The sequence below is a fragment of the Rhodococcus wratislaviensis genome (genome assembly GCF_041228765.1).
GTDB lineage: Bacteria > Actinomycetota > Actinomycetes > Mycobacteriales > Mycobacteriaceae > Rhodococcus_F > Rhodococcus_F wratislaviensis.
The window spans coordinates 6,561,926-6,574,631 of sequence record NZ_CP150488.1; the positions used below are offsets into that span (position 1 = coordinate 6,561,926).

General features: G+C 67.7%; 7 protein-coding genes. 5 read left to right on the forward strand and 2 right to left on the reverse strand.

Features of this window, described 5'->3' with window-relative positions; all coding sequences use genetic code 11:
• Positions 1–8: 8 nt before the first annotated feature.
• From WKC72_RS30390 to WKC72_RS30400, 3 genes are all read left to right on the forward strand, one after another.
• Positions 9–3,890 (forward strand): ABC transporter ATP-binding protein, encoded by a 3,882-nt coding sequence (locus WKC72_RS30390; protein WP_370180642.1) that lies wholly within the window; start codon positions 9–11, stop codon positions 3,888–3,890.
• A 111-nt stretch (positions 3,891–4,001) separates the two neighbouring features.
• Positions 4,002–7,778 carry a multifunctional oxoglutarate decarboxylase/oxoglutarate dehydrogenase thiamine pyrophosphate-binding subunit/dihydrolipoyllysine-residue succinyltransferase subunit gene (locus WKC72_RS30395; protein WP_037244425.1) on the forward strand — a complete coding sequence of 1,259 codons (3,777 nt, stop codon included), beginning with the start codon at positions 4,002–4,004 and terminating at the stop codon, positions 7,776–7,778.
• Between the two features lie 8 nt (positions 7,779–7,786).
• Positions 7,787–8,503, forward strand: coding sequence for an AAA family ATPase (locus WKC72_RS30400; RefSeq protein ID WP_370180643.1), 717 nt, complete (start codon positions 7,787–7,789; stop codon positions 8,501–8,503).
• On the opposite strand, the gene WKC72_RS30405 is transcribed toward WKC72_RS30400, so the two are convergent.
• Both WKC72_RS30405 and WKC72_RS30410 read right to left on the reverse strand, forming a co-directional pair.
• The gene (locus tag WKC72_RS30405) at positions 8,500–9,465 is read right to left on the reverse strand and encodes a hypothetical protein (RefSeq protein WP_235214482.1); all 966 of its coding nucleotides are present in this window, start codon (positions 9,463–9,465) and stop codon (positions 8,500–8,502) included. The genes WKC72_RS30400 and WKC72_RS30405 overlap by 4 nt on opposite strands.
• 93 nt (positions 9,466–9,558) lie before the next feature.
• Positions 9,559–10,206, reverse strand: coding sequence for a TetR/AcrR family transcriptional regulator (locus WKC72_RS30410; RefSeq protein ID WP_112302147.1), 648 nt, complete (start codon positions 10,204–10,206; stop codon positions 9,559–9,561).
• 70 nt (positions 10,207–10,276) lie between these two features.
• On the opposite strand from WKC72_RS30410, the gene WKC72_RS30415 reads away from it, so the two are divergent.
• Positions 10,277–11,878, forward strand: a complete 1,602-nt coding sequence (locus tag WKC72_RS30415; RefSeq protein WP_370180644.1) for a flavin-containing monooxygenase — start codon at positions 10,277–10,279, stop codon at positions 11,876–11,878.
• Positions 11,875–12,705 carry an SDR family NAD(P)-dependent oxidoreductase gene (locus WKC72_RS30420; RefSeq protein ID WP_370180645.1) on the forward strand — a complete coding sequence of 277 codons (831 nt, stop codon included), beginning with the start codon at positions 11,875–11,877 and terminating at the stop codon, positions 12,703–12,705. The genes WKC72_RS30415 and WKC72_RS30420 overlap by 4 nt, the downstream gene beginning before the upstream one ends.
• Position 12,706: the final 1 nt, after the last annotated feature.

Here is a 12,706-nt window from a genome sequence, read left to right on the forward strand (position 1 = left end):
TGGATCCAGTGGCAAGTGAGAGTGCGTCCGGTTCGGTGATCGAACGGGAGCAGACGCTGGAGCAGGATCAGGCACGGCCGGGCTGGATTCGACGGCTGAGCGGTGAGTGCTGGGCGCACCGCCGCGTCGCACTCGGCGCCCTGTCCGTGACGGTCGTCGCCGCCGGGATCGACATCTCGTTCCCCCTCCTCACCAAGTACGCGGTCGACGCCGCCGGCTCGGGTCGCGACACCCAGGTGATCGGCATCGCCGCGCTGCTCATCGCACTGCTCGCGTGCGTCCGCTTCGGCTGCCAGTACGGCCGCCGGATGCTCGCCGGGAAGCTTTCGCTCGACGTCCAGCACGACCTGCGGCTCGGCCTGCTGGGTGCGCTGCAACGGCTCGACGGGCGGGGGCAGGATCAGATCCGCACCGGCCAGGTGGTCTCCCGGTCCATCACCGACCTCCAGCTGGTGCAGGGCCTGCTCGCCATGGTCCCGTTGTCGGCGGGCGCGTTGCTCCAATTCGTCCTCGCGCTCGGCATCATGGCCTGGCTGTCACCGCTGCTGACCGTCGTCGCGCTGGTGATCGTCCCCGCGGTGTGCCTCGTCGTGTACGCGATGCGCCCGAAACTGTTCGCGGCCACCTGGTCGGCGCAGCAGCGGGCGGCCGACCTCGCGCAGCACGTCGAGGAGACCGTCACCGGTGTCCGCGTCGTCAAGGGGTTCGGCCAGGAGCGCCGGGCCGTCGACCAGCTCGAAGACCACAGCCGCACGCTGTACGCCGAACGCCTGCGGGCCGCCCGGATCAATGCACGCTTCGCGCCGACCATGGCGGCACTGCCCCAGCTGGGTCTCGTGGGCGTCATCGCGGTCGGCGGTTACCTCGCCCTCCACGGCTCCATCACGATCGGCACGTTCCTCGCCTTCGCCACGTACGTCGCCACGATGACCGGCGTCACCCGCACGCTGTCGTCGGTCGTGATCATGGCCCAGCTGTCCAGGGCGGCCGTCGAGCGCGTGTACGAGGTGATCGACGCCGAACCGGAGGTCGCGGACCCGCCGCACCCCACCGCACTGCCCGGCGGACCGCTGGGTGTGGATCTGCGCTCGGTCACGTTCGGATTCGAATCGGATCGGCACATCCTCTGCGGACTCGACCTGCGCATCGCGCCCGGCGAGACGGTCGCGGTGGTCGGGACGGCCGGCTCCGGCAAGACCGCGCTGTCACTGCTGCTCCCCCGCTTCTACGCCCCGTCCTCGGGTTCCGTGTCCCTCACGTCGGGGGGCGAGTCGTTCGACGTCGCACACCTGAGCGCCGAGCAGTTGCGCGAAGCCGTCGGCCTCGTGTTCGACGAGCCGTTCCTCTTCTCCGACACCATCGCGGCCAACATCGCCCTCGGCAGGCCCGACGCCAGCGCCGAGGAGATCCGTGCCGCCGCCGACATGGCCGCCGCCGACGAGTTCGTCTCCGCGTTGCCGGACGGCTACGACACAGTGGTCGGCGAACGGGGTCTCACACTCTCCGGCGGGCAGCGGCAGCGGATCGCGCTCGCACGCGCACTCCTCACCGACCCGCGGGTGCTGATCCTCGACGACGCGACCTCCGCCGTCGACGCCACCACCGAGGCGTCGATCTTCGCGGCGCTGCGCGCGAATCGCGGCCGGACGGCGCTGATACTGGCGCATCGCCGTTCGACACTGTCGCTCGCCGACCGCGTCGCCGTGCTCGACGGCGGACGGATCGTCGATTCCGGGACGGTCGCCGAACTCGACGAGCGGTGCCCGCTCTTCCGCGCACTGTTCTCCTCCCCCGACAGCGCAGGTCCCATCGACGTCAGCGTCCCCGCCCCGAGCGAGCCGATGCCGTATCAGCGCATGCCGTCCGAGTCCGAGTTGTGGCCGGAGGACGCCGAGGAGTGGGACGTGCCCGTCGCGTCCGCCTCGTCCGGCCGCACCCCGGCTCCCGGCGCGGGCCCCGGCGGCGGCCGTGCCGCAGGCGGACCGATGGCGGGAGCACTGGGCAACGTGGCCGCGACCCCGGAACTCCGGCAGGCCGTGAACGCGCTTCCGCCCGCCGTCGAGAGCCCGGGCATCGACACCCGGAACCTGCGCCTGCCCGAGCCCGACTTCCGGCTGTCGCGGATCCTGCGACCGGTCCGCGCCCTCCTCGTCGCCGTCGTCGTCTGCCTCGCGCTCGACTCGCTCGCCGGGATCGCGTTCCCCTCGATCGTCCGGTTCGCGATCGACCGCGGTGTCGTCCCGCAGGACTCCGCCACGCTCTGGACCGCGGCGGGGGTCGGCGTCGCCCTCGTGGTCGCCGGCTGGCTCGTCGTCGCCCTGATGACGGTCCTCACCGCCCGGGCGGGGGAACGTGTGCTGTTCGGGCTGCGGGTGCGCAGTTACGCCCACCTGCAGCGGCTCGGGCTCGACTACTACGAGCGCGAACTGTCCGGCCGCATCATGACGCGGATGACCACCGACGTCGACGCGTTGTCGTCGTTCATCCAGACGGGGATGTCCACCGCCGTGGTGAGTGTCCTGACGGTCCTCGGTATCTCCGTCGCCCTCGTCGCCACCGACGTCACGCTGGCGCTGGTGGCGCTCGCCGTCATCCCACCGCTCGTCGTCGCGACGCTGATCTTCCGCCGGATCTCCTCGGTGGCGTACACGGTCTCGCGTGAGCGGATCTCGCTCGTCAACGCCGACTTCCAGGAGAACATCGCCGGGCTCCGCGCCGCCCAGGCGTACCGCCGCGAAGGGTTCGCCGCCCGCCGGTTCGCCGAGCGGGCCGACAGCTACCGGCGCAGCCGGATGCGGTCACAGCGGGCGATCTCGCTGTACTTCCCGTTCATCGCGTTCCTCTCGGACCTCGCCCTGGCCGCCGTGGTGTTCGTTGGTGCGCGCCAGGTAGCGGGCGGCGACACGACGACCGGGACGCTCGTCGCCTTCGTGCTGTACCTCGGGCTGCTGTTCGGGCCCATCCAGCAGCTGTCGCAGGTGTTCGACGGGTACCAGCAGGCCAGTGTGGGTCTGCTCCGGATCGGGGATCTGCTCCGCACACCCAGTTCCATCGAGCGGGCGACCTCGCGCGAGAACCTCCAGCCGATCCACGGGCACCTGCGCGGCGAGCTGTGCCTGCGGGACGTCGGGTTCCGCTATCAGGGCGCGGACAGCGACGCCCTGACCGACATCGATCTGCACATCCCCGCCGGCACCACCGTCGCCCTGGTCGGCCGGACCGGTGCGGGCAAGTCGACCATCGTGAAACTGCTCGCCCGGTTCTACGACCCGACGTCCGGCGCGGTGCTCGTCGACGACGTGGACCTCCGCCGGTACCCGCTCGGCGCGTACCGCGGACGGCTCGGCGTCGTCCCCCAGGAAGCCCATCTGTTCACCGGGACCGTCGCCACGAATATCGCGTACGGCCGCCCGGATGCGAGCCGCGAGGAGATCGAGGATGCCGCCCGCGCGGTCGGAGCGCTGGGCACGATCGCCGGATTCCGGGGTGGGATGCATCACCCCATCGGCGAGCGCGGGCAGGGACTGTCGGCGGGCCAGCGCCAGCTGATCGCGCTCGCCCGGGCCGAGCTGGTCGACCCCGATCTACTGCTGCTCGACGAAGCGACCGCGACGCTCGATCCGGCCACCGAGCAGGTAGTTCTCGAGGCGAGCAGCCGCGTGACCCGCACCCGGACGTCGGTGGTGGTGGCCCACCGACTGGCCACCGCGGCCCGGGCAGATGTGATCCTCGTCATCGACAAGGGGCGGGTGGTCGAAACCGGATCGCACGCCACCCTGCGCTATGCCGGTGGCCACTATTCGGGACTGTGGGATGCGGCGGAGACCGGGTCGGGGAATAATCGCGGGGCGAGAACCGTCATCGATGGTGACCCCATCGGTTGGCCGTGAGACAGCTCACACGTGCAGGCCTGGCGATCTACACGTCACACGCGAGGGCTAGTCTCATGTATATAGGCGCTCTGATCGGGTACCGAAATAGAAACGAGGCGAACACCTGCCGTGAGCAGCAGCTCTACATCCCAGTTCGGACAGAACCAGTGGTTGGTTGACGAGATGTACCAGCGTTTCCAGGACGATCCGTCGTCCGTGGACGCGAGTTGGCACGAATTCCTGACGGATTACTCTCCCGACGCCGCCGCCAAGGCAGGCGCAGCCAACGGACAAGGCACGAACGGCACCACCACCGCCGCACCTGCTGCCGCTCCCTCCGCCAAGGCGTCGACTCCCCCGGTTCCCGAGTCCGAGACCGCACCCAAGCCTCAGACCAAGGCGGCCAACGGCGCCGCGCCGAAGACTGCACCCAACGGTGCAGCTCCGAAGGCTGCTGCCCCGAAGACCGAGGCCCCCAAGAAGGCCGCACCCGCGAAGGAGACCGCGGCGAAGGACGCGAAGGCGTCCGCTCCCGCGCCTGCAGTAGAAGAGTCGAAGGTTCTCCGCGGCGCAGCTGCTGCCGTCGCCAAGAACATGTCGGCCTCGCTGGCCATTCCGACCGCCACCAGCGTTCGCGCCATCCCTGCGAAGCTGATGTTCGACAACCGGATCGTCATCAACAACCACCTCGCCCGTACCCGCGGCGGCAAGATCTCGTTCACGCACCTGCTGGGTTACGCGATCGTTCAGGCGGTCAAGGCGTTCCCGAACATGAACCGGCACTTCGCCGAGATCGACGGCAAGCCCAACGCGGTCACCCCCGCACACACCAACCTCGGTCTGGCCATCGACCTGCCGGGCAAGGACGGCAGCCGGTCCCTCGTCGTCGCCGCGATCAAGAACACCGACACCCACAACTTCACGCAGTTCTACAGCGCCTACGAGGACATCGTCCGGCGCGCGCGTGACGGCAAGCTCACCGCCGAGGACTTCTCGGGTGTCACCATTTCGCTCACCAACCCCGGCGGCATCGGCACCGTGCACTCCGTGCCGCGACTGATGAACGGCCAGGGCGCCATCATCGGTGCCGGCGCGATGGAGTACCCCGCCGAGTTCCAGGGCGCGAGCGACGAGCGCCTCGCCGAGATCGGCGTCGGCAAGCTCATGACGCTGACCTCGACGTACGACCACCGCATCATCCAGGGTGCCGAGTCCGGCGACTTCCTCCGGACCATCCACAACCTGCTGATCAGCGACGAGTTCTACGACGAGATCTTCCACGCGCTGCACATCCCGTACGAGCCGGTCCGCTGGCGCAAGGACGTGCCCGAAGGCGCCGTCGACAAGAACACCCGTGTTCTCGAGCTGATCGCCGCGTACCGCAACCGTGGTCACCTGATGGCCGACACGGATCCGCTGCAGTTCGTCAAGGACAAGTTCCGCAGCCACCCGGACCTGGACGTCCGCACGCACGACCTGACCCTGTGGGACCTCGACCGCGAGTTCAAGGTCGGCGGCTTCCACGGCCAGGAGAAGATGAAGCTGCGCGACGTGCTCAGCGTGCTGCGTGACGCGTACTGCCGCCACGTCGGCGTCGAGTACACGCACATCCTGGAGCCGGAGCAGCAGCAGTGGCTGCAGGACCGGGTCGAGGCGCACCACGTCAAGCCCACGGTCGCTCAGCAGAAGTACATCCTGAGCAAGCTCAACGCTGCCGAGGCGTTCGAGACGTTCCTGCAGACCAAGTACGTCGGCCAGAAGCGCTTCTCCCTGGAGGGTGCCGAGTCCGTCATCCCGATGATGGACGCCGTCATCGACCAGGCCGCCGAGCACCAGCTCGACGAGGTCGTCATCGGCATGCCGCACCGCGGTCGCCTCAACGTTCTCGCGAACATCGTCGGCAAGCCGTACTCGAAGATCTTCACCGAGTTCGAGGGCAACATGAACCCGGCGGCCGCGCACGGCTCCGGCGACGTGAAGTACCACCTCGGCGCCGAGGGCACGTACATCCAGATGTTCGGCGACAACGACATCACCGTGTCGCTGACGGCCAACCCGTCGCACCTCGAGGCGGTCGACCCGGTCCTCGAGGGCCTGGTCCGCGCCAAGCAGGACATCCTCGACAAGGGCGAGGACGGCTTCACCGTCCTGCCGCTCATGCTGCACGGCGACGCCGCGTTCGCCGGTCAGGGTGTCGTGGCCGAGACGTTGAACCTGGCACTGCTGCGCGGGTACCGCACCGGCGGCACCGTGCACATCGTGGTCAACAACCAGGTCGGCTTCACCACCGCCCCGGAGCACTCGCGTTCGTCCGAGTACTGCACCGACGTCGCGAAGATGATCGGCGCGCCGATCTTCCACGTGAACGGCGACGACCCCGAGGCCTGCGTCTGGGTCGCCCAGCTCGCTGTCGACTTCCGGGAGAAGTTCCAGAAGGACGTCGTCATCGACATGATCTGCTACCGCCGTCGCGGTCACAACGAGGGCGACGACCCGTCGATGACGCAGCCGGCGATGTACGACGTGATCGACACCAAGCGCAGCGTTCGTAAGAGCTACACCGAATCCCTGATCGGCCGCGGCGACATCTCGCTGAAGGAAGCCGAAGACGCACTGCGCGACTACCAGGGCCAGCTGGAACGGGTGTTCAACGAGGTTCGCGAACTCGAGAAGTACACGCCGGAGCCCAGTGAGTCGGTCGAGCTCGACCAGGTGCTGCCCACGAAGTTGAAGACGTCCGTCGACGACTCGGTGCTCGAGCGGATCGGCGACGCGTTCGTCAACGTGCCCGAGGGCTTCACCGTGCACCCGCGCGTCAAGCCGGTCATCGAGAAGCGCCGCGAAATGTCCCGCGAAGGCAAGATCGACTGGGCCTTCGCCGAGCTGCTCGCGTTCGGTTCGCTGGTCGACCAGGGCAAGATGGTTCGCCTGTCCGGCCAGGATTCCAAGCGCGGCACGTTCACGCAGCGTCACTCGGTCCTGATCGACCGCAAGACGGGCGCCGAGTACACCCCGCTGCAGAACCTGGGCAGCGAGAACCCCGGCAAGTTCCTGGTCTACGACTCCGCACTCAGCGAGTTCGCCGCCGTCGGCTTCGAGTACGGCTACTCCGTGGGCAACCCGGACGCGCTCGTGCTGTGGGAGGCGCAGTTCGGTGACTTCGTCAACGGCGCGCAGTCGATCATCGACGAGTTCATCTCGTCCGGTGAGGCCAAGTGGGGCCAGCTGTCCGACGTCGTGCTGCTGCTGCCGCACGGCCACGAGGGTCAGGGTCCCGACCACACGTCCGGTCGTATCGAGCGCTTCCTGCAGTTGTGCGCCGAGGGTTCGATGACCGTGGCCGTGCCGTCCACCCCGGCCAGCTACTTCCACCTGCTGCGTCGTCACTCGCTCGACGGAATCCGCCGCCCGCTGGTCGTCTTCACACCGAAGTCGATGCTGCGGAACAAGGCCGCGGTCTCCGACGTCGAGGACTTCACCACCGGCAAGTTCCGCTCGGTGTTCGAGGAGCCCACGTACGAGACGGGCGACGCCGAACGCGACAAGGTGCGTCGTGTCCTCCTGGTCAGCGGCAAGCTGTACTGGGAGCTGCTGGCGAAGAAGCAGAAGGACAACCGCGAGGACATCGCGATCGTCCGCATCGAGCAGCTGTACCCGGTTCCGAGCCGTCGTCTCCGCGAGACGCTGGACCGCTACCCGAACGCCACCGAGTTCCGCTGGGTTCAGGAGGAGCCGGCCAACCAGGGTGCGTGGCCGTTCTTCGGTCTCGCTCTGCCCGAGTTGCTGCCCGACAAGCTGTCCGGAATCAAGCGCATCTCGCGTCGTTCGATGTCGGCACCGTCCTCGGGTTCGAGCAAGGTGCACGCTGTGGAACAGCAGGAGATCATCGACGAAGCGTTCAGCTGAGCGTTTGATTGACTGATCTGCCACTGAGCCGGGTCGAGTTCACTCCACGGAGCGGATTCGACCCGGCTTCGTGGTATCTGAACCTGCCCGCGGTGGCGGAACTGTGCGAGAACGGGCTGGCATTCGAGCGGCCCGTCACGGTGATCGTGGGTGAGAACGGGGTCGGGAAGTCGACGCTCGTCGAGTCGATCGCCGCGGCCTGGCAGGGCGGGTTCCGCGGGGCGCAGGACCGGTTGTGGTCGGCGGGATCCAGCCCCGAGGACGCGGACCTCGGCACTCATCTCACGTGTGTCGGCGCCCGGCCGCAGCCGTACGGCGGGTGTTTCCTGCGTGCCGAGTCGATGCATTCGTTGTTCGGTGCGGCCGACGAGTCACGGCCCCGAAACGACGATCAGTCGTTCAACCAGCTCTCGCACGGTCAGTCGTTCCTGCGGTACGTCGCCGACCGTCCGATCGGCGTGGGGTTGTGGATTCTGGACGAGCCGGAGGCCGCGCTGTCGTTCCAGTCCTGCCTGGCGCTGCTCGGCGTGATCGCGGATCTCGCCGAAGAGGGTTCGCAGGTGATCATGGCGACGCACTCTCCCCTGCTCGCCGCCGCGCCCGGCGCCGGGATCTGGGAACTCACCGACGACGGGATCGACTTCCCCGAGTGGAATCAGCTCGACCTCGTCCGCAACTGGCGGTCGTTCCTCGACGGACCCGACCGCTTCCTGCGGCATCTCTAGGCAGGCGCCTGCTGCCCCGTCTCTGCCCGGGACCTCACGGCCTGGACTCCGAGGGCGGTGGCGGCGAGTAGTCCGCCGAGGGCGGTGAGGGTGAGCGCGTCGGGGTGGATCAGCGGTTGGCCGCGGAACGCCTGCCAGGTGAGCACGGCGAGCAGTCCGGTGTAGGCGAGCGCCAGCACGGCCATCAGGGAGGCGCGGGTTCCCTCGCTGCGGAGCCACGGAATCCGCGACGCGAGAACGCTCAGGGCGAGGGCGCCGATCAGCATCACCTGCAGCCCGTGCAGTCCGACGAAGTGCGGGATGCGGAGGTCGCCGCCGGACGTGCTCCAGTTGGTGACGGGCAGTCCCGGATTCTCGTCGGTGACGCCGACGCTGTGCCGTGCGGCGAGTTGGACGGCGCGGCCGCTCGCGTCGGTCGTCGACTGCCGGCCCTGGAATCCCATGAGATACCCGAGTGCCATGCCGACCACCGCCAGGAACAGACCCGCATGGATGGCTCGGGTGAGGGGACGATCCCCCACGCGCTGGAACAGCAGGATCAGGGCGATCACGAGGTTCGCGACGAACAGTCCGGGGACACCGGTCATGAACACGTACTGCCCGATCGTGTTGACGGCGTCGTCGGACGTGTTGAAGTGGCTGAACGTTCCGCGCGCGGCCTGGACCGCGATGAATCCGACGTCGAGGATGCCGGTCACGGCGAACACCGTCGCCATGGCCCGTGTCCATCTGCTGCCTCGATGCGGGAGGGTCAGCATCCACGCCAGGGTGGCCCCGTAGAGCGCGAAGGAGATCGCGAACTTCAGTGGCTTGAGCCACACGGACACTCCGAGCACGGTCCGGTCGTCGACGACGAGTCCGACGGCGCACACCAGCGCGAGGGCGGACATCGCGGCGACCATCACCGCCAGCGGCACCTGACGGGACGCGACGACGCGGGAGCGGAGATCGAGTGTGGTCATGACGAGAACGCTAGGAACGTCGCATGCGTCGCGACGTCACGCCGGGGAACGAAACCGGTGTCACCCGCGGGCACTACGGGTGCGCCCCGGGTACTAGGGGTGTCGGGTCGTGGTGGCCGACACCAGCGCTGCGGCGATCTCAGGTGCGGCGGCGATGGCGAGCGCGGGAAGGGCCTGGACGTTGAGTTCGATCAGTTCGTCTCGGGTCAGGTGTGGGTCGCGCAGCCAGGTGATCGTGACTTCCTCGACGTAGGCGATCCAGCCCCGGACGGCGAGTGCGACGGCCTTGGTGGGCTCGATGCCGATCGCCGGGAGTTGTTCGAGGGTCCGTTCGGACATCACGGCGCGGGTCTGCTCGAAGACGGCGCGCATGTCCGGGTCGCCACTCGCCGTCCCTCTCAGGAGCGACACGTAGGTGCCACGGTTCTCGCTGACGTAGTCGACGTAGGACGCGAGCACCGAGCGCAGGATCTGCATCGGATCCCGCGCTTCCCCGACGTACGGGTCGGGGGCGGTGCGGGCGAGCATCTCGCTGCTGGTGTGTCGCACGATCTCGAGGTGGAAGTCGTGTTTCGAGGCGAAGTAGTGGAACAGCAGGCCGCGGGAGACACCGGCCTGATCGGCGATGTCCTCGACGGAGATCTGCTCCAACGGGCGCTGCGCCAGCATCTTCGCGCCGAGGTCGATCAGTTGCGCGCGCCGTTGTTCGGGGCTGAGACGGGTCCGCTTCACGACGTCCATGAGACAAGACTACTGAATGAAGGTCAATAGGCTATTGACTGCCCCTCAATAGCGCCCTATTGTTTCTTACATGAGTCTCCCCGTCACAGATACTTCCGCCCCCACCGCAGGGGTCCGGCACATCGACACGCTGATCATCGGCAGCGGGTTCGCCGGCCTCGGCGCGGCGATCAAGCTGACCCAGGCAGGCAAGACAGACTTCCTCGTGCTCGAACGCGGCACCGACGTCGGTGGTACCTGGCGAGACAACACGTACCCGGGCGCGGCGTGTGATGTTCCCTCACATCTGTACTCCTACTCGTTCGCGCTGAACCCGGAGTGGACTCGGTCGTTCTCGACGCAGCCCGAGATCCAGAAGTACATCCAGTCGGTGGCCGACAAGTACAAGGTGCGCGACAAGCACCTCTTCGGCTGTGACGTGCAGTCCGCCCACTGGAACGAGTCGACCACCCGCTGGGAGGTCACCACCACGAAGGGGAACTTCGTCGCGAAGGTCCTCGTGTCTGCGGTCGGTGCACTGTGCGAGCCGTCCCTCCCCGACATCAAGGGCATCGAAGGCTTCGAGGGCGAGATCTTCCACTCCGCCCGCTGGAACCACGACGCCGATCTGACGGGGAAGCGCGTCGCCGTCATCGGCACCGGCGCCTCGGCCATCCAGATCGTGCCCGCCATCGGCAAGAAGGTGTCGCACCTCGACGTGTACCAGCGCACGGCGCCGTGGATCCTGCCCCGGGCGGACCGTGAGTACACGAAGCTCGAGCACACCGCGTTCAAGTATCTCCCCGGCTTTCAGAAGCTGTGCCGCGCCGGGATCTACTGGATGCGCGAGAGCCAGGTCGTCGGACTCGCGAAGGCCCCCGTCTTCATGAAGCCGCTGCAGTTCGCGGCCGAGCGCCACCTGCGTCGCCAGATCAAGGACAGGGATCTGCGCAAGAAGGTCACGCCGAACTTCCAGATCGGCTGCAAGCGCATGCTGATCTCGAACAACTACTACCCCACCCTGGCGCAGGACAACGTCGACCTGGTGACCGACGGCATCGCCGAGGTCACGGCCAACTCGGTGGTCTCGAAGGACGGCACCGTCCGTGAGGTCGATGCCATCGTCGTCGCCACCGGCTTCCACGTCACCGACTCCCCCACGTTCGAGGGCATCTTCGGCAAGGACGGCCGCTCGCTCGCCGACGTCTTCGACGAAGGCGGACAGCAGGGCTACAAGGGGGCCGCGATCGCGAACTTCCCCAACATGTTCTTCCTGGTGGGCCCGAACACGGGCCTGGGCCACACCTCGATGGTCTTCATGATCGAGTCGCAGCTCAACTACCTCGTCGACGCCCTGCAGACGCTCGACAAGTACGGCATCGGCAAGATCGAGGTCCGGCAGGACGCCCAGGACCGATACAACGCGGAACTCCAGGAGAAGCTGTCGCACAGCGTCTGGAACAACGGTGGGTGCGCGAGCTGGTACCTCGACAAGCACGGCAACAACACCACGCTGTGGCCGGGCTTCACGTTCCAGTTCCGGAACGAGACGAAGCGCTTCGACCTCACCGCGTACGACAGCGTGACCACCGCCGATCTGGCTGCACCAGTGCACGTGAACGGCACGACCCCCGGCCCGGCCGCCATCCCGGCACAGATCGACCTCGACGACGACAAGGTGGCAGCACAGTGAGCGAGTTCGCAGGCAAGGTAGTCGTAATCACCGGAGCCGGTTCCGGTATCGGCAGGGCGCTCGCCCTCAACCTGGCGGGCCGGGGTGCCAGGCTGGCGATCTCGGACATGGACACGGTCGGGCTCGCCGAGACCGCACGCCAGGCCGAGGCGCTGGGCGCCGAGGTCAAGGCCGATCACCTGGACGTCACCCAGCGCGAGGCGGTGCTCGCATACGCCGACGAGGTGCGGGCGCACTTCGGCAAGATCAACCAGGTGTACAACAACGCCGGCATCGCCTACCACGGTGAGTTCGAGAAGTCCGAGTTCAAGGACATCGAGAAGATCATGGACGTGGATTTCTGGGGAGTCGTCAACGGCACCAAGGCCTTCCTGCCGCATCTCATCGCGTCCGGCGACGGCCACGTCGTGAATGTCTCGAGCCTCTTCGGTCTGCTGTCCATGCCCGGCCAGAGCGCGTACAACTCGGCGAAGTTCGCGGTGCGCGGTTTCACCGAGTCGCTGCGCCAGGAGATGCTGATCGCCAAGCACCCCGTCAAGGTGACGTGCGTGCACCCCGGTGGCATCAAGACGGCCATCGCCCGCAACGCCACCGCGGGCCCGGGCGAGGACCTCGACACGTTCGCGCAGTTCTTCGACCAGAAACTCGCACGCACCACTCCGGAGGCGGCGGCCGAGACCATCGTGAACGGTGTCCGCAAGAGCAGGCCGCGCGTCCTGATCGGCGCCGACGCCAAGTTCCTCGACGCCTGGGTGCGGCTCGTCGGACCGAGCTACCAGCGTGTGGTTGCTTTCGTCGCCGGACGCGTCCTCCCGAAGTCGAACTGAG

Coding starts and splice junctions, on each gene's coding strand:
- WKC72_RS30405 (WP_235214482.1), bottom strand. CDS start 9,465: ATGACCACACTCGATCTCCGCTCCCGCGTCGTCGCGTCCCGTCAGGTG.
- WKC72_RS30410 (WP_112302147.1), bottom strand. CDS start 10,206: ATGGACGTCGTGAAGCGGACCCGTCTCAGCCCCGAACAACGGCGCGCG.
- WKC72_RS30415 (WP_370180644.1), top strand. CDS start 10,277: ATGAGTCTCCCCGTCACAGATACTTCCGCCCCCACCGCAGGGGTCCGG.